General features: G+C 69.0%; 14 protein-coding genes and 1 pseudogene. 5 read left to right on the plus strand and 10 right to left on the minus strand.

From position 1 onward, the window contains the following. Nucleotides 1-50 precede the first annotated feature (50 nt). A complete protein-coding gene (locus ACQPYA_RS12860) occupies nucleotides 51-1070 on the minus strand; it encodes a DMT family transporter (protein WP_433532812.1) in 1020 nt (339 codons plus the stop codon). 81 nt (nucleotides 1071-1151) lie between these two features. On the opposite strand from ACQPYA_RS12860, the gene ACQPYA_RS12865 reads away from it, so the two are divergent. Beyond that, nucleotides 1152-2048, plus strand: coding sequence for a LysR family transcriptional regulator (locus ACQPYA_RS12865; RefSeq protein WP_433532813.1), 897 nt, complete (start codon nucleotides 1152-1154; stop codon nucleotides 2046-2048). A gap of 97 nt (nucleotides 2049-2145) precedes the next feature. Here the strand turns inward: ACQPYA_RS12865 and ACQPYA_RS12870 are convergent, their stop codons facing one another. From ACQPYA_RS12870 to ACQPYA_RS12880, 3 genes are all read right to left on the minus strand, one after another. After that, nucleotides 2146-3093, minus strand: coding sequence for a sugar phosphate isomerase/epimerase family protein (locus tag ACQPYA_RS12870; protein WP_433532814.1), 948 nt, complete (start codon nucleotides 3091-3093; stop codon nucleotides 2146-2148). Nucleotides 3094-3111: 18 nt separating this feature from the next. Beyond that, nucleotides 3112-5244 carry a PQQ-dependent sugar dehydrogenase gene (locus ACQPYA_RS12875; protein ID WP_433532815.1) on the minus strand — a complete coding sequence of 711 codons (2133 nt, stop codon included), beginning with the start codon at nucleotides 5242-5244 and terminating at the stop codon, nucleotides 3112-3114. Nucleotides 5245-5488: 244 nt separating this feature from the next. Then, nucleotides 5489-7219 carry an arylsulfotransferase family protein gene (locus tag ACQPYA_RS12880; RefSeq protein ID WP_433532816.1) on the minus strand — a complete coding sequence of 577 codons (1731 nt, stop codon included), beginning with the start codon at nucleotides 7217-7219 and terminating at the stop codon, nucleotides 5489-5491. A 331-nt stretch (nucleotides 7220-7550) separates the two neighbouring features. Here ACQPYA_RS12880 and ACQPYA_RS12885 point away from each other — a divergent pair, with 331 nt between their 5' ends. After that, nucleotides 7551-7931 carry a nucleotide pyrophosphohydrolase gene (locus ACQPYA_RS12885; RefSeq protein WP_433532817.1) on the plus strand — a complete coding sequence of 127 codons (381 nt, stop codon included), beginning with the start codon at nucleotides 7551-7553 and terminating at the stop codon, nucleotides 7929-7931. An 855-nt stretch (nucleotides 7932-8786) separates the two neighbouring features. Here the strand turns inward: ACQPYA_RS12885 and ACQPYA_RS12890 are convergent. The 3 genes from ACQPYA_RS12890 to ACQPYA_RS12900 are packed head-to-tail and all read right to left on the minus strand — an operon-like array spanning nucleotide 8787 to nucleotide 10598. After that, the gene (locus tag ACQPYA_RS12890) at nucleotides 8787-9533 is read right to left on the minus strand and encodes a cation transporter (protein ID WP_433532818.1); all 747 of its coding nucleotides are present in this window, start codon (nucleotides 9531-9533) and stop codon (nucleotides 8787-8789) included. Further along, complete coding sequence (locus tag ACQPYA_RS12895) at nucleotides 9533-9862, minus strand: ArsR/SmtB family transcription factor (RefSeq protein ID WP_433532819.1); 330 nt, start codon at nucleotides 9860-9862, stop codon at nucleotides 9533-9535. The genes ACQPYA_RS12890 and ACQPYA_RS12895 overlap by 1 nt, the downstream gene beginning before the upstream one ends. Nucleotides 9863-9905: 43 nt before the next feature. Next, nucleotides 9906-10598, minus strand: coding sequence for an SCO6880 family protein (locus tag ACQPYA_RS12900; RefSeq protein ID WP_433532820.1), 693 nt, complete (start codon nucleotides 10596-10598; stop codon nucleotides 9906-9908). A 10-nt stretch (nucleotides 10599-10608) separates the two neighbouring features. On the opposite strand from ACQPYA_RS12900, the gene ACQPYA_RS12905 reads away from it, so the two are divergent. Next, complete coding sequence (locus ACQPYA_RS12905) at nucleotides 10609-10770, plus strand: hypothetical protein (protein WP_433532821.1); 162 nt, start codon at nucleotides 10609-10611, stop codon at nucleotides 10768-10770. Between the two features lie 145 nt (nucleotides 10771-10915). Here ACQPYA_RS12905 and ACQPYA_RS12910 read toward each other — a convergent pair whose 3' ends face one another. Together ACQPYA_RS12910 and ACQPYA_RS12915 are read right to left on the minus strand one after the other, a co-directional pair. Continuing rightward, nucleotides 10916-11797: an SDR family NAD(P)-dependent oxidoreductase gene (locus tag ACQPYA_RS12910; protein ID WP_433532822.1), complete on the minus strand. Its 882-nt coding sequence runs from the start codon at nucleotides 11795-11797 to the stop codon at nucleotides 10916-10918. Nucleotides 11798-11884: 87 nt separating this feature from the next. Then, nucleotides 11885-12673 carry an SDR family NAD(P)-dependent oxidoreductase gene (locus ACQPYA_RS12915; protein WP_433532823.1) on the minus strand — a complete coding sequence of 263 codons (789 nt, stop codon included), beginning with the start codon at nucleotides 12671-12673 and terminating at the stop codon, nucleotides 11885-11887. Between the two features lie 37 nt (nucleotides 12674-12710). Here ACQPYA_RS12915 and ACQPYA_RS12920 point away from each other — a divergent pair, with 37 nt between their 5' ends. Together ACQPYA_RS12920 and ACQPYA_RS12925 are read left to right on the plus strand one after the other, a co-directional pair. Further along, a complete protein-coding gene (locus ACQPYA_RS12920) occupies nucleotides 12711-13316 on the plus strand; it encodes a TetR/AcrR family transcriptional regulator (protein ID WP_433532824.1) in 606 nt (201 codons plus the stop codon). Between the two features lie 430 nt (nucleotides 13317-13746). Then, nucleotides 13747-14088: pseudogene (locus tag ACQPYA_RS12925) on the plus strand (transposase); the annotation flags it as partial. 85 nt (nucleotides 14089-14173) lie between these two features. On the opposite strand, the gene ACQPYA_RS12930 reads toward ACQPYA_RS12925, so the two are convergent. Further along, on the minus strand, nucleotides 14174-15949 hold the full coding sequence (locus tag ACQPYA_RS12930) for a reverse transcriptase domain-containing protein (protein ID WP_433532508.1): 1776 nt from the start codon (nucleotides 15947-15949) through the stop codon (nucleotides 14174-14176). Nucleotides 15950-16178 lie beyond the last annotated feature (229 nt).

Consider the following 16178-nt stretch of genomic DNA (forward strand, 5'->3'; position numbering starts at 1 on the left):
CCGACTCACCCTCTCTCAGCCCTGTTCGCGGGTCGAGGCCCGGCCACGCCCTAGCGGCGCGTCGCGAGGATCACGCCGGTGAGGCAGAGCGCGCCGCCGAGCAGGGCGAGGGGGGCCGGTACCTCGCCCAGCACCGTCCAGGAGAGCAGGACGGTCACCGGCGGCACCAGGTAGGTCGCGGCGGTGGTGCGACCCGCCGTCCAGCGGGACAGCACGTAACCCCAGGTGAGGAAGCCGATCGCGGTCGGGAACACGCCCAGGTAGAGCATGCCCAGGGTGGCCGATGGCGGCGCTGCGGCGATCTCCCCGAGCAGCGCGGGGGCGAACGGCAGCAGGGCAGCGGTGCCGGCCAGCGCGCCGAGCCAGGTCATCGTCACGGCGTCCACGCGGGCCAGCAGGCGTTTCTGGAGGAGTACGCCGAAGGCGTACAACGCGGCGGAGAGCACCGCCAGCGCGACGCCGAGCTTGTCGGCGTGCCCGGTGAAGCCGCCGGCCGCGATCAGGGCCACGCCCGCGAAAGCTACCGCCATCCCGAGCCCGAGCCGGCCGGTGAGCCGCTCGCCCAGGACGAGGATGGCGGCCACCGCGACCAGGATTGGTGCGACCGACACCAGTAGCGCCGCGGTCCCGGCGTCGACCAGCCGCTCGGCGGCGTTGAGCGCGACGTTGTACCCGCCGAACCAGGCCACGCCCCAGAGCGCGATGAGCCCCAGGGTGCCGGACCGGCGGGGCGCCGGGGCGCCCAACCCCGGCGTGCCGTGTCGCGGTCGCCCGCTGCGGCGTCCGGCGCCGGTGGTGAGTGCTGCGACGAAGACGCTCAGCGCGATGGACGCGGTGGCCATCCGGCCCAGCGCCATGGCGCCGGGGGAGTAGTCGTGCCCGGCGAACCGGATGCCGACGAACGCCGACGCCCACAGGAGCACCGTCGTCCCGGCGGCGGCGACGATCGGCCAGGGCCGGGGCCGTCCGGTGGGCGGGGCGGGCTCCCGGGTGAGGGTGTGGGCGGCCTCGGCGGCGGGCCGGGTGGAAGCGGCGGCCGTGGTCGGGGCGGTGGTCTCCGCGCAGGTCATGCGGTGATTCTCATCCGGCCGACTCTTCAGTACCAGCGACTATTCCTTCATGACAGTTCAGTCGGGCTTTATAGTTGCGGTGTGCTCGACGTCCACCGCCTCCGGGTTTTCCGTTCCGTCGTGGCCTCCGGGTCGGTCCAGTCGGCCGCCGCCAACCTGGGCTACACCCCCTCCGCGGTCAGCCAGCACCTCACCGCGCTACAGCGCGAAACGGGCCTCACGCTGCTCGCCCGGGCGGGGCGGGGACTGCGACCCACGGCCGCCGGGCATGCCCTCGCCGCCGAGGCGGACCGGGTGCTCGCCCGCCTCGGCGAGGCCGAGTCGCTGATCGCGGACCTGCGATCAGGCCGCACCGGCGCACTCTCCATCGCGTACTTCGCGTCGGTCGGCGCGCCGTGGATGCCGCTCGTGGTGCGGCGGGTCACCACCGACCTCCCCGGCGTTCGACTCGACCTGGAACTGCGCGAACACATCCCGAACAGTCGAGAGGAACGCGCCGACGTGCAGGTGGTGGTGGGGCCCACCGGCTTCGACCCCGGTTCGGGCTTCACCGCCCACCATCTCCTCGACGATCCCTATGTCGCCGTGCTGCCGGCCGGGCACCGATTCGCCGAGCAGGACGAGGTGGACCTGGTTGACCTCGCCGACGAGCGCTGGGTCGACAACGACTTCGCCCGCGGCTGGTGCCGCGCCAACCTCATCGAAGCCTGCACCGCCGCCGGCTTCAGCCCGGCCTTCGGGGTGGAGGCGCACGACTACCCGACGGCGCTCGCCTTCGTCGAAGCCGGCATCGGGCTCACGGTGCTCCCCGCGCTCGGCGCGGCGAAGCTGCCCGACGGTGTGACCCGGGTCCGGCTGGTCCGTCCCACACCGGTCCGGTCGATCTATCTGGTGGTGCACGACGCGGTCGAGCACACACCGGCGGTGCAGACCGCGGTCGCCGCACTCCGCGAGGCTGCCGGCGGCGCACACACGTAGGAGGAGGCCGGCGCGCCACCGGCATCGCGAACAGGGCAACCGGGGCCGGCGCGGAACGGCCGACCCCGGTGCCCGTCAGCAGAGCTGACCAGGTACGTCAGAACCGCAGCTTGTGCAGGTAGCGGTAGCCGACCTCGGCGGTCCGCTGGGGAGTCACGTCGGGGGTGTCGTTCTCGACGATGTATTCGAGCACCGAGTGCTTCCGGAAGATCCGACCGAAATCGATCATCCCGGTGCCCAGGTCGGCCATGTCGCCGTCGGCCGCGTGCCGGTCCTTGACGTGGTATTGCAGGACCTTCTGTGGCGCGCAGCGGATGACGTCCAGGGTGAAGCCCTCGGGGTCGGCCACGCCGTCGCCGGAGTTGATGCCGCCGGTGACGGCCCAGTAGAGGTCGATCTCCAGGTGCACGAGCCGGGGATCGAGTTCCCTGGTCAGCACGTCCCACGGACGCCGGCCACGCCCGAGGTCGATGGTGAACTCGTGGGCGTGGTTGTGGTAGCCGTAGCTCAGCCCGGCCTTGCGCGCCGCCGCGGCCTCGACGTTCATCTGTTCCGCCCAACGCTTCCAGTCGTCGGCGTTCTCGGAGTACAGGTACGGCACCACCATGAACTTCTGGCCCAGGGTGACCGCGTTCTGGATCTTCTGGCGCAGCGCGGCCGGGTCGGCGCTGATCCCGTCGTGGCTGGAGCTGGCCTTGATGCCGATGCCATCCAGGAACCGGCGCAACTGGGCGGCGCTACGCCCGAAGTAGCCGAGCGCCAGCTCCACCCGTGGATAGCCGATCCGGGCGAGGTGCCGGAGGGTGGCGTCGTACCCCGGCTCACCCGACAGCGCGTCGCGGACCGTCCACAGCTGGATGCTGACCAGGCCCGGGGGCACCCGCCGACGGCCGGTGACCTTGGTGCCGGCCGCTGCGGCCGTCGCGCCGATCCCCGACGAGGCGAGCCCGACGCCGGCGACCGCCGCCAACGAACCGCGCAGCACACCCCGCCGGTCGATGACGGAGCGCCGCAGCGCGGCCATTCCGTCGTACCCGTAACACATGGTGACTCCTTTCGTGGGCTACCTGGTGGGAACCAGGACGACCTCGTCGGTCCCGGTCAGGGCGGGCAGACCGTCGGTGCCGCCGTCGGTGTAGGAGGCCACGAACACCGCGGAGAGGTTGTCGGTCGCCGGGTCGTGGCCCGAGGGCACCGTGGTCACGATCGAGCCGGTGCAGCCGTTGGCGGTGGTCATCGGGTGGCCGTGGTCGTCGTGGCCCAGGATGTACGTCACGCTGACCCGGGCACAGTCCACCGGCTGGTCGTCGGTGACGCGTACCTCGAACCGTACGGTGTCGCCGAAGGTGAAGGGCTGGCCGACGACCGGCGTGACCAGCTCCACCACCGGCTCGGCGTTGCCGACCACGACCCGGACCGACGCGGAGGCCGACCGTCCCTTCGGGTCGGTCACCTTGAGCGTCGCCTGGTAGATGCCGTTCTTCCGGTACGTGAAGGTCGGGTTCGTCGCGCGGGAGTCGACCTTGTCGTCGTCATCCAGGTACCACTCGTACCTGAGCCGGTCGCCGTCGGCATCCGTGGTGCCCTCGCTGGAGAACGTGACGGTCAGCGGCGGGTGCCCGTTGGTCTGCGACGCCGAGACCTGGGGCACCGGGCTGTGGTTGCCGTCCCAGCCGATGTAGTCGACGCGGGCCAGCTGCGCTTCCGGGTTCTCGCTGAAGAAGCCGTCGCCGTACTCAAGCACGTAGAGCGCGCCGTTCGGGCCGAATTCGAGGTCCATCGGGTTGTCGAAGACGATCGAGGGGAGCACCGACTCGATCCCGCTCAGCTTGCCGCCGCGGTTGAGCTGGAACGCCTTCACGTAGTCCCGGGTCCACTCGTAGAACAGCGGCTTGCCGTCGTAGTACGCCGGCCAGGCCACCGGCGCGCGGCCCCGCGTGGTCGGGTGGGAGTACCGGTACGCCGGCCCGGCCATCGGCCCGATGCCGCCGGTGCCCAGCTCCGGGAACTGCGCCGAGAGGCCGTAGCCGTACCACACGTCCGGCTGCTGCACCGGTGGCAGCTTGCGCAGGCCGGTGTTGTGCGGCGACTCGTTGACCGGCGCCGAGCAGTCGAACGTCTTTCCGGAGGTGTCGGTGGCAAAGTCGTAGTCCACGTACGGCAGCTGGGCGGTGGCGCAGTAGGGCCAGCCGTGGTTGCCGGCCTTGCGGGCGACGAACCACTTGCCGTGCCCGGCCGGCCCGCGCTGCGGGTCGGGCTGGCCCGCGTCCGGCGAGTAGTCGCCGACGTACAGCTCGTTGGTCTTGCGGTTCAGCTCGATCCGGAACGGGTTGCGCAGGCCCATCAGGTAGATCTCCGGGCGGGTGCCGGTCGTGCCCTTCTTGAAGAGGTTCCCGTCCGGAATCGTGTACCGGCCGTTGGCGCCCACCTTGATCCGCAGGATCTTGCCGCGCAGGTCGTTGGTGTTGGCCGAGCTGCGCTGCGCGTCGTACGCCGGGTTGCGCCCGGCACGCTCGTCGATGGGGGCGTAGCCGCCGGACTCGAACGGGTTGGTGTCGTCGCCGGTGGACAGGTACAGGTTGCCCTTGGCGTCGAAGACGATGTCCCCGCCGACGTGGCAGCAGATGCCCCGGTCGACCGGCACGTCCAGGATCCGCTGTTCGGTGGAGAGCACCAGCTTCTCCTTGACCAGGCGGAACCGGGAGAGCCGGATCACCCCGCGGAACGGCGCGAAGTCCGCCTCGGTGCCCCAGGCCGGCGCGTCGCCCTCGTTGACGTCCGGAGTGGACGGATCGTCGACCGGGGTGTTCAGCGGCGGCGAGTAGTACAGGTAGACCCAGTTGTTTCCGCCCTTGCCGAAGTCGGGGTCGATCGCGACGTTCTGTAGGCCCTCCTCGTCGTGCTGGTAGACATCGAGGGTGGCGGCGATGGTGTTGCGGCCGGTGTCGGGATTGTGCAACCACACCTCGCCCTTGCGGGTCACGTGCAGCACCCGGTTGTCGGGCAGCACGGCCAGGTCCATCGGCTCGCCGGGGCGGTCGTTGAGGGTGACCTTCTGGAAGGCCGACTCCGGGGGTGGGCTTGTGGTGCCTGGCGTGGTTGTCTGATTGGTCGGCGCGGCGATCGCGGTGTTCGGCGGGGCGATGAGGGCGATGGTCGTCAGGCCCGCCACGGCGAGCGCGAGTCGTCTCTTCAACTGCCTCTCCTTCTACTGGGGACGGATCGGGGCAGCACGGCGTCGCCCGTCGCGGCTGCGGATCAGCGACGCGGGCGTTGATCTGGGCGGTTGGGGTGGATGTTGGCCGATGCCGTCGGCCCGAAGCTAACAAAACGAATGCAGATATGTCCATGCCTTACGGCAGACTTCGGCACAACTTTTTGCTAAGACGACGAAAGAGGGGTCGATGCTGGTGAAACTGCCGGCTCCGTCGCGGGGCGGGTCAGCCGTCGAGTCGGACCATGGCCGAGGTGGAGAGGACGGCCCGATCCTGGTCCAGCGCCCGCACCTGGAAATACGGTCCCGGGTTCGCCGTGCCGACCGTGGTCTCGAAGCCGGTCCGCATGGCGTGCTCGACGACCACCGTCAGCGACTCGGGGTCGGGGCCGGCGAGCAACTGCCACGCCCGGGTCTGCGTCGACCCGTTCCACGACGCGTGGACCACGCTCTGCGCGCCGTCCCGGCGGACCGCCACGCTCGGCGGGTAGTACGGCGTGCCGACCCACTCGCTGCGGAACGCCCGGGAGGAGACGTTCTCCCCGGGCATCCGGGCGTCGTAGAGCAGGTTCCGCTGGCCGTCGCCCCGGGCGTTGCCGTCGCCCGCGTACTCGGAGTAGTACGGGCTCTGCCCCCACCCGACGAACTCGTTGCCGTTCGGCAGCGCCTGTAGGTTCCCCTGCGACCGCGAGGAGAGCGCCGGCTTGTGATGGTACGTCCGGTCCACCGTGGCCCTGCGGTTGTCGAAGTCGAGGTCGAGGGTCAGCCCGTACGACGGCTGCTCCGGCGGCCCGCCGGGCTGGTCGCAGCAGCCGTCGCCGACCAGGCTGATCCGGTTGCCCGACCGGAACCGGGCATCCCGCTGCCAGGCGAAGCTGGCCGGAGCGTCGAGGGTGAAGTCGCTGCGCCGGCCACCAAGCCGCCACTGGACGGCCCCACCGTCCCGGTCCACGGCGTAGACCGCCCAGGTGTTCCGAGCAGAGATCAACAGCTGCCCGTCGGGACCCTCGTCAACCGAGTTCACCTGGTAGGCGTCCCACACCCCGCCGGAGTGCACCGCATCCGACGCCGGCACCTGCGACTCGGCCGGGTCGACGTGCTCGCGGACGTTCCAGGAGAAGAGCAACTCGCCGCTGGAGAGGTCGACCTCCTGCACCTCACTGTTCAGGATGGCGCCGTCGGTCGGCCCGCCATACGGCCGCAGGTCCATCGGCTCGACCCGGGAGGCGATGAACAGCGCCGTACCCCGCTGGGTGAGCAGGAACTCGTCGGCGTCGGCCCGGAAGCCGTGGCGCGCGGTGACCGTCTGCCGCAGCCGGTACTGCGAGTCGTAGACGTAGAAACAGCTCTCCGCCCCGCCCGGCGTCTCCGCGACCGGGCCCTGCCACCAGGCCAGCACCGGCTGGGACGTTCCGGTCGTCGGGTCGTACCAGGTCTGGACCCTGAAGTCGGCGTTGCGCAGGCCCGGCGACGGCAGCGGCCGGAACCACACCGGCTCACCGCCGTCGCCGAGGATCAGCGTCCCGGTCTGGCCGACCATGGTCGACCGGCTGTACGGGGCGACGAAGATCTGCCCGGGGGCGGTGCCGGAGCGGTGCGTCGTGACGGCCACCCGCATCGGCCGCAGCTGCGGCGCGGAGACGAAGCTCCACACCTCCCTGCCGGAGATGACCGACTCGCCACCGCCGGCGGCCGGGGTGGGCTCGGTCGTGCCGCCAGCGCCGAGGGGCTGAGTGGGCTCGGTGGCGCACAGGGTCGGTAGCGGGGCATCCGCCGGCCGGTCCGGATCCGGCGGGCCGCCGGCCCACGCAGGGGTCTCCGCCCACCCGGCCCCGTCAGCCTGCCCGATGCCGTCGGCCTGCCCGAGCCCGTCGCCCTGCGGGGGGCCGTCGGCGTGCGGGGGCCCGTCGGCCTGGGCCGGACCGCCGGCATCGGCGACCCGACCGGAATCCGTCACCGAACCGGCCCCCGGAACCCGGCCCGCCGGTGGCGGCCTGCCGGTGCAGGCCACGGCACCCGACAGTACGACGGCGGCCAGCGCGAGCATCGCCGGCAGGCGCCGCCGACTGTGGCTGTTCGTCAGGCACTGCCGACCGTGACTGCCCCCGGGACGGCGCGTCCGCGCGGATCCGATCGGCTGCGACACCACTACCCCCGCACCCCGGCGGAAATGCGAATTCGGCTCCTACCCGGCCAAGCTATCAGTTTCCGGGCAACACGGGTGGACTATCGGGCGGCGTGGGCCGGCGTGGGCCTGTTTGTGCTCCCCGGCAGTAGGGTTCGGCCCTGTGGAACACGAACCAGGCGACGCAGGGGTGGCCGACCTGACGGACCGACTGCGCCGCTTCGCCGAGGAGCGGGACTGGCAGCGGTTCCACACCCCGAAGAATCTGGCCATGGCACTCGCTGGTGAGGTGGGGGAGTTGCTTGCCGAGTTGCAGTGGCTCACCCCCGAGGAGTCCGTAGCGGTGATGGCCGATCCGGAGCACGGCGCCCGGGTGCGCGCGGAGATCGGCGACGTCATGATCTACCTGACCCGCCTGGCCGACCTGCTGGGGATCGACCTCGTGGTGGCCGCCACCGACAAGCTGGCCGACGCCGCTCGCCGCTACCCGGTGGAGCGGTCGTACGGCTCGGCAACCAAGGCGCCGGCCGACGGCGCCGAGTAGCGGGTTGCGCCATTCGACTCGATAGGGTGCTGGGTACAGAGCGGTCCGACGGGCTTCCGGTGCACGGATATGCCCCCCATCCGCACGATCACTTCGTGCTGCCCGGGCCCCAACGGTTATGAAAGAGCAGTTGAAATCCCAACATTGTCCAGTTCGGACGGTAACGGGTCGGTATTGACTGGGGCGACCATTCGGTGCATTACCTGCTGTTCTGTGGTCGGTTGTTGGGCAAGAGGAAGTGTGTCCTTGGCGGACTGCAAATATACGTGTGCGGGAGGTGTCGATCGCGACGACATTCGCGTACGCTGATCGCACGTCACGAGGTCGCTAATGTGAGGAGGTGATCACGATGAATGGTGTTGTGCGTGGTGAGGTTCGCGGAGTTGCGGACGCGCTCTGACGTTGAGTGGCCTGGTGCCAGCGGCTGAAATTACCTTTCCCGCTGGCTCGGCGAGCGCGCCTAGCCGGCGGCCTTTAGCCATCCTTGAGCTGCTGCTCTAGCATTCGGTGCCGGCTAGGCGTCCCGCCAAGTTCGAGGCAGCGCGACATTTCATCTGTCACCGCATCACCCGCAGGAATTGTGCGGGCGAAATATTCCGGCGGCTACGGCGTTCATGTGGACAGAAAAGCCAACACGCTGAATGTGTGTTATCGCCGGACGTCGCCTGGTTGGAGGTGGCCCGGGTCGGCGTGTGGAATACCCGGGCTGTTGCGTCGTCCTGGATGCCGGATGATCGGCCGCTGGATACCGATCATGCTGTGGGCCGATCCGGGTGAGACCACCGTGTCCACCGAGGATGCGCAGGGCGTACACCATTGGGTCTTCTGCCACCTGCGGCCGGTGCGACCGAGCCGTCACCGGGCCGCCCGCCCGTGCGCGCAACAGCCCTCGGCGCATCCGTCGATGCCTGGTGAGGTAGGGCCGCTGACGGCGGCCGTGACGGGTCCGGTGGCGGCCGGTGCGCAGCAGGCGTCGCCTCGCCAGGCGTCGCGGCCCTCCTTGACCGCGACGGCGGCGATGACGAGGGCGGCGGCGGGGTCGGCCCACCCCCAGCCGAACAGTGAGTTGACTGCCAGACCGACCAGCAGCACCGCGGACAGGTAGGTGCAGAGCAGGGTCTGTTTGGAGTCGGCGACGGCGGACGCGGAGCCGAGTTCCCGACCGGCCCGGCGCTGGGCGGTGGAGAGCACCGGCATGATCGCCAGCGACAGGGCGGCGAGGGCGATCCCGAGCGTGGAGTGCTCCGCGCGGTCGCCGCCGAGGAGCGCGCGTACCGATTCGACGCCGACGTAGGCGGCGAGGGCGAAAAACGACAGGGCGATGACCCGCAGCGCGGCGCGTTCCCGGCGTTCGTGGTCGGAGCCAGTGAACTGCCAGGCGACGGCGGCGGCGGAGGAGACCTCGACCACCGAGTCGAGACCGAACCCGATCAACGCCGTGGACGAGGCGATCCGCCCGGCGGTGATCGCGATGATCGCCTCGATCACGTTGTAGGTGATGGTCGCCGCGACGAACCAGCGGATCCGGCGGGTCAGCACCGCCCGCCGAGCGGCGGAGGGTGCGGCCGGAAGACTCGGGACGAACGGCAGTGGCACGGCCATCAGCAGCACTTGTCGCTGTCGGCGGCCGGGCAGGCCGCCGGGTCGACGGCCAGGACCAGGCCGAGCAGGTCCCCCAGGGCGTGGGCGAGCCGCGGGTCGGCCAGCTCGTAGCGGGAGCGTCGGCCCTCCGGCACGGCCACCACCAGGCCGCAGCCGCGCAGGCAGGCCAGGTGGTTGGAGAGGTTCTGCCGGCTGGTGCCGAGCAACTCCGCCAGTTCGGCGGGATAACCGGGTCCGTCGCGTAGCGCGAGCAACAGCCGGGCCCGGACGGAATCGGACAGGGCGTGCCCGAAGCGAGCCAGGACTTCTCCGTACGTCAGTGCCTCCACACCCCAGACAGTACATCAGATTGTGAATTAACGAAACGCTGAACTATCTGCCATCGTCGAGCGTGGGCGCGGAGACACTGACCAGGCCCGAGACGCGGAGCACACCGTGCCCGGCGGTCAGATCGGCTTCCTGTTGGAGCACGTCTTGGTACTCAGCGGTCTGTGCGGCGTCCTCGATCTGCCCCATCCGCGCACGTTGAGCGGCATCCGAGAGGTGTTCGACCTTCTTCTTGCGGATGTCGCGAGCGGCCTGGTCAGAGCGCATTGGGGTGTAGATCAGCGACACCGATCGTTGGATGCCGGTGGACAGCAGCACGGGGGCGAGGAAGCCCGGATAGACCATTGACCGCGGCCACTCCGACACCCATAGGACGGCGTGCCAGGCGGAGTCGGTGCGCAGGTTGCCCCAGGTCCCGGTGACGGCGACCGGGCCGGCGGCGGCGAGTTCCTGACCGAGCCGTCCGTGCCGTTCCAGCGTCGCGGCCACCGCAGGGTCGTAGGCCGAGCGCAGGATCACCGCGACCTGGCCGGGACCGAGCCATCCGGTCGGGGTCAGGTCCGCCGAGCGCAGCGCTGCGGTGAGCGTCGCCATCTCCTGCCGGAGCACCGCCGCGAGCACCCACACCGGCGCGGTGTAGGCCAGCAGCATCCCGGTCCCGCCGTAGAACGCCGCCAGCAGCGTGAGCCCGCCAATGCCGAGCGTGATGAGCTGCGCGACCGAGAGCCCCAGCAGCACGCCCCGGCGGGTGAGCCGGCTGAACTTCATCGGCGTCAGCTCGCTACCGGGCGCCTTCTGTTCCGTCGTTGCGGGCATGGCCGGTCACTTCTTCTTCCACGGCGAACCCGTGGGATTGGACGAGGGCGAGGGAGTCCGCGGCTGCGGAGTCGAGGGCAGCGGCGGAAACTGATTGGGCTGCGGCAGCCGCGAGACCTGTGGGAGGCCCGCCTCTCTCATTCCTCGCCGTCTGGCCGTCGCGCGTCGTACGCCTCTGCGAGCGCAGAAGCGGGGAGCTATCGGGCTCAACCTTGGCGTTTGTCTCCCGACCCACCGGGTCATACGGTCCACTGGATGTCGAGGGTCTCCTGTGTCTTCTGCCAAAGGTCACGAGCGAGCTGCTGATCGGTGAGCGCTCCGCGCAGAGGATCGCGGCGCGGCGGGCACCGGCCGGTCGCGGAGCCGGGGGCCCAAAGCTCGCCGCCCGCGGCGGTCGGGTCGAGAAGGGCTCGTACCGCCGGCCACGCGGCGCGGTCCTTGCCCTGCACGAAAGGTCGCATGAGCACCGCGTTGCGGCGATCGCGACGCGTCTGCTCGAAGGCCGGCGGGCGATCAGGGGTCAGGCCGTCCAGGGCGCCGCCTGGGTGGGCGAGAAGGCTCATCATGTTCTGCCCGGCAGCGACGAGTCGGCGGTTGAGTTCGAGCCCGAAGTGCATCTGCGCCTGCTTCGATGTGCCATACGTGCGCATGCTTCGGTACGTCGTGTTCCTCTGTTCGAGGTCATTGAGATCGAGGCGGCCGATGCGCTGCGCGACGGACCCCATGGTGACGAGGCGTGCGCCCTCTGTGTGGAGCAGGGTCGGGAGTGCAGCGGCGGCGAACTGAACGTTGCCGTAGTAGTTGGTGCCGAACACCAGCTCATGCCCGTCGGCGGTCTCGCGTCGTTGCTTCTGGCTGAGCACCGCTGCGTTGAGCACGATCCCGTCGATCCTGCCGAACTCGGCGAGCGCTGCCCCGCTCTGGCGGGCCGCTGACAGGTCTGAGATATCCAGCGAGTGATAGCGGAGGTCCGCCTTGGGTATCCGCGCGGCAATGGCCTTCATCGCGAGGTCCGCCTTGGATTGACTGCGGGAGGCAAGCACGACGGTGGCGCCCGCGGAGGCAAGTTGTTCGCTGATGAAGTAGCCGATGCCCGCGTTGCCGCCGGTGACCACGAACACTCGGTTGCTCGCGTCAGGTAGATCTTTGGGATTCCAGGGGGAGGGATGGTTTGGCATGTGTGTCTGTCTTTCTGTCGTGTCGGGGCGTCAGACGGCGATCGAGCCGCCGTCGATGGGGATGATGGCGCCGTGGATGTGCGCCGCGTCCGGTCCTGCGAGGAACACGGCTAGCCGGGCCACTTCGTCGGCAGTTCCGGGGCGCCGGTCAGGGGAGGCTTGCGCGATCGCGATCAAGGCTTCCTCGTAGCCGATGTTGTCCTCGGTGACGGTCGGACCAGGCGCGATCGCATTGACGCGAATTCCGGCCGACGCCAACTCGTCCGCCCAAGACCGAGTGAGTGCGTGCAGCGCTCCCTTGGTCGCCCCGTAGAGCCCAGCGGGAGCCATTCCCTTGATGCCGGTGTTGGAGCCGATGTTGATGATGACGCCATTGCCGCGTTCCTTCATGCCCGGCACGAGCGCGCCTGCAAGCACAATCGGCGCAGCGACATTCACGCCAAGCGCTGCACTGATCTGCTGATCGGTGACCTCCGTCATCGACTGCGCGGGGATCAGAGTCGCGGCGTTGTTCACAAGGATGTCGACAGCGCCGAGGCCTTCGGCGAAGTCGCGAACGGTAGCGGGATCGGCCCCCAGGTCTACGGTCACTGCCCGGGCCTTGCCCTCCGTCGCGGTTGTCCGCTCAACGACAGCGCTCGCGCGGGCGGTATCGCGGCCGTGCACCAGCACGTCCGCTCCGGCGGCGGCGAAAGCGAGCGCGATGGCCTTGCCGATGCCGCTGGTCGCTCCGGTCACCAGCGCGGTCTTCCCTGTCAATGGCATGCTGCGTGCCTCCCGTTCAAGTCTGGACTGATGCGTCCAATCCTGGCGGCTCACGACTGGACTGTCAAGTCCAGTCGGGTATGATGGGCGTATGCCCACAGCGAAAGGACTCGCGACCAGGGAGCGCATCCTCGGCGCTGCCGTGGATGTGCTCATCCGTAGCGGGCGCGAGGCGATGAACCTCGACGACATCCTCGCGGTGACCAAGACGAGCAAGAGCCAGTTGTTTCACTACTTCCCCGGGGGGAAGCGGGAGCTCATCCACGAAGCGACGCACCGGCAGGTTCAGCGGATTGCCACAGGTCTGACTGGCCCGCTGGACAGCCTCGACGCCTGGCGCGCGTGGGTCGAGCAGACGATCCACCTGCACCGGACGCAAACCCAAGAAGACGCGTGCGAGGTCGCTGCTCTCGCTGCCCGCGTCCTTGACCCGGAACCGGGTGATCGGGCAATGCTCAGCGACACGATGCAGACCTGGAAGCGCCACTTCGCCGACGGAATCCGGGCGCTGCAAGCCAACGGCGAGATTCGGGATGACGCGGACGCTGACGCGATCGCCACGCTGTTCTCCGCCGTGCTACAGGGTGGCGCCGTGCTCGACAAGGCGACGGGCGAACTCAGCTTCCTCGAGCCAGCGCTTCGCGTCGCTCTTGCACACCTGGAGAGCTTCGCACGGGCCGTTGACGACGCCGAATGAGCCGTCCGGCCGCAACGCGCTGCGGCCTGCGTCTTCCGAGAACTACGACAGGAACGCCGGGGCCATCGCACCACACCCGCGCAGCTCATCCAGCGTGTGCGCGACTTCGAGTCGCGCCCCAGGAATCAGTTCCGCGAGTTGCACAGCGCTGCTGACAGGGTGACCAGGGTCCGTATCCCACGCCAGGATCAAGGTCGGCATCCGCAGCCCTCGGAGGGCCGAGTGGTCCGGAAGGTCCTAATACTACAGCCGCACTTGCCTGATCTAACGTTCTAGCAGCTCACGGGCATGATCGATGTCGGAGTTGCGGCTGCTGTGTAGCTGCGAATGTCGATGCTATGCGGCGGGCGGGTACGCGGTCGCACCGTCTGTCTGTTGTGGCTTGTCGTAGGGCGGGCAGGCTGCCGTGCTTGTGTTGATCGATGAGATTGTGGGCTGGCGGGCGGGTCTGGATGATCTGCTGGCCCGGTTCGCGCACCGGTTCGGGCGTGCGGAGCCGCGCCGGCAGGCGCTGGCCTACCTGGTCGGGTTGCTGTCGCCGTTGGCGAGCAAGAACGGCTGGACCCTCGCCGAGGCCGCTGGCGACACCACGCCGAATCGGATGCAGCGGCTACTCAACAGGTCTGCGTGGGACCCGGACGCTGTTCGCGACGACTTGTTCGCCTACGTGTCCGAGCACCTCGGCCACGACGGCGGGGTGTTGATCGTCGACGAGACTGGGTTCCTGAAGAAGGGTGTCAAGTCGGCCGGGGTGGTGAGGTGGGGCGCTGGCGAGGTGCCTGCCTGGGCAGGTCCTTTTCCGGCGCCCTCCTCCCGAACCGGACAGGCCCGTTTCCGGGCATCCGGCTCTCCAGTGACTACTGCGTGATTGCGGCGTTGCCGGAGTGGATCTGGGTGTGGCAGTCGGCGCAGACGATGAGCGTTTTGCGTCGCCGTTTGACCATGATCTTCGTCCAGGTGCTCTTGCGTGACTGCTTGTCCCGATCGAGGTCGGCGAGTTTGCGGACGTGATGAACTTGGATGTCCACCGTGCCGTCGCAGACCTCGCACCGCCCGGCGAGGAGCCGGTTGATCAGCTCTTTGCGGGCGGCGATTGGGACGGGGCGGCGGTCGAGGACGACCGCTGTCTTCTGCCGCTTGAGTGGTATGCCGCCGAACCGGGCGACCAGTGCTGGCCTGCCCTCGCGCTCGACCCGGGCTTCGAAACACCGCCGTTTGCCGTGCGGGGTGTCGATGGTGGTCCGGTGCTTGCGGGCCATTGTCGACACCGCCGAGCGGTGTTTGAGTGCCAGGGTCTTGAGCATGGAGGTTTCCATGATCCAGCGAAGCCGGCTCAGTCGCCAGACGTCGCCGGCGGGCAGGTAGTACTGGACGATGCCTCGGTACTCGGCCCCGTAGGTCGCGATGATGGTGTGGTCATCGTGGTTGACCAGTCGGGTCCGATGCGCGGGTTTGCCGCGTTGTAGGTACCGGGCACATTTGGCCGTGATAACCGTTTTGGGCACGCGTAACGCGATCGTGCCGTTGACCGTCCGGTTCCCACGATGGTGCATGTGGTCGCCGTGCTGGACGGTGATCTCGTAGCCGAGGAACCTCGCCGCGCTGGTGCGGGCGTGCGTGATCAGCGTCTTGTTCTCGGACAGTTCCAGCTTGAGATCGTCACGAAGGAACTGAGCGATGCGCTGTTTGATCTCCTCGGCCTCGGCTCGTGGTCCGACGAACCCGAGCAGGGTGTCATCGGCGTAACGCACGTAGCGCAACCGCCGGTAGCCGGGATCGTTCGGGTCTCGGCTGGGTAGGCGGTGCAGCTGCTGGCGCAGCTTCCTTGCCGTGGTGCGGTCACCACGAACACGTGCCCGTGCGGCCGCGTCTTGCACCCGGCAGTACGCGCGGTTCTTGGCCCGGCGTTCGCCTCGGGTGTACTCGGGGATGAGTATGTTCTCAACAAACGTGTCCAACCGATGCAGATAGATGTTCGACAGGATCGGTGAGATCACCCCGCCCTGTGGCGCGCCGCTGAGCGTGGCGTTCCAGATCCAGTCCTCCAGGTATCCGGCTGTGAGCATGTTACGCAGTAACCGCAGAAACCGGTTGTCGTGGATGTGCTCCGCCAGCGTCGACAGCATGACCTGGTGGTCCAGCGTGCCGAAGCAGTCGGAGATGTCACCCTCGATGAACCAGGCCGTCGCCGTCCAGGTCGTCGCCACCTCGCGTAACGCGGTGTGGCAGCCCCGAGCGGGACGGAACCCGTGGGACCGGGCGGAGAACTTCGGCTCGTAGTACGCCTCCAACAGCAGACGCATCACCTCGCCGACGAGCTTGTCCGACCAGGTAGGCAAGCCCAGCGGCCGTCGCTTCCCGTTCTTCTTGGGGATCCAGGTCCGCTTGACCGGGCTGAACCGGTAGCGCTCATGGCGCAACGCATCGATGATGCGACCGATCTTCCCCAGCGACATGCCGTCCACGGTTTCCGCGCTGGCACCCGGTGTCATCGCGCCGCGGTTGGCGTAGATGCGCCCGTAGGCCAGCAGATACAGCTGCGGGTTGAACAACTGTCGATACAACTCATCCAGCGGCAGGCCACGCCTGCCGCGCTCACGCAGGACACCCAGCACCGTTTCGGCGCTCTGCATTTCGCATACCTCCCGATTCCTGTGGTGTCCGATCACCTGCGCTCCTTCGCCCTGCGGACGGCTTTCCCGTCCTCCTCGGCCGGACGTGACCCCGGCGACTACTACGAGCGCTCCGTCGCCGTAGGGCTCGCACCCCGTAGGCGATCCCGCGTTCGTCTCTGTTGCACGTCAGCACGACGTAGGCGACCCACTCATCTCCTTTAATGCCCTCGCTGGGCATCGCCCTGCG

Origin of the sequence: Micromonospora sp. CA-263727, assembly GCF_050942455.1 — a bacterium.
Lineage (GTDB): Bacteria > Actinomycetota > Actinomycetes > Mycobacteriales > Micromonosporaceae > Micromonospora.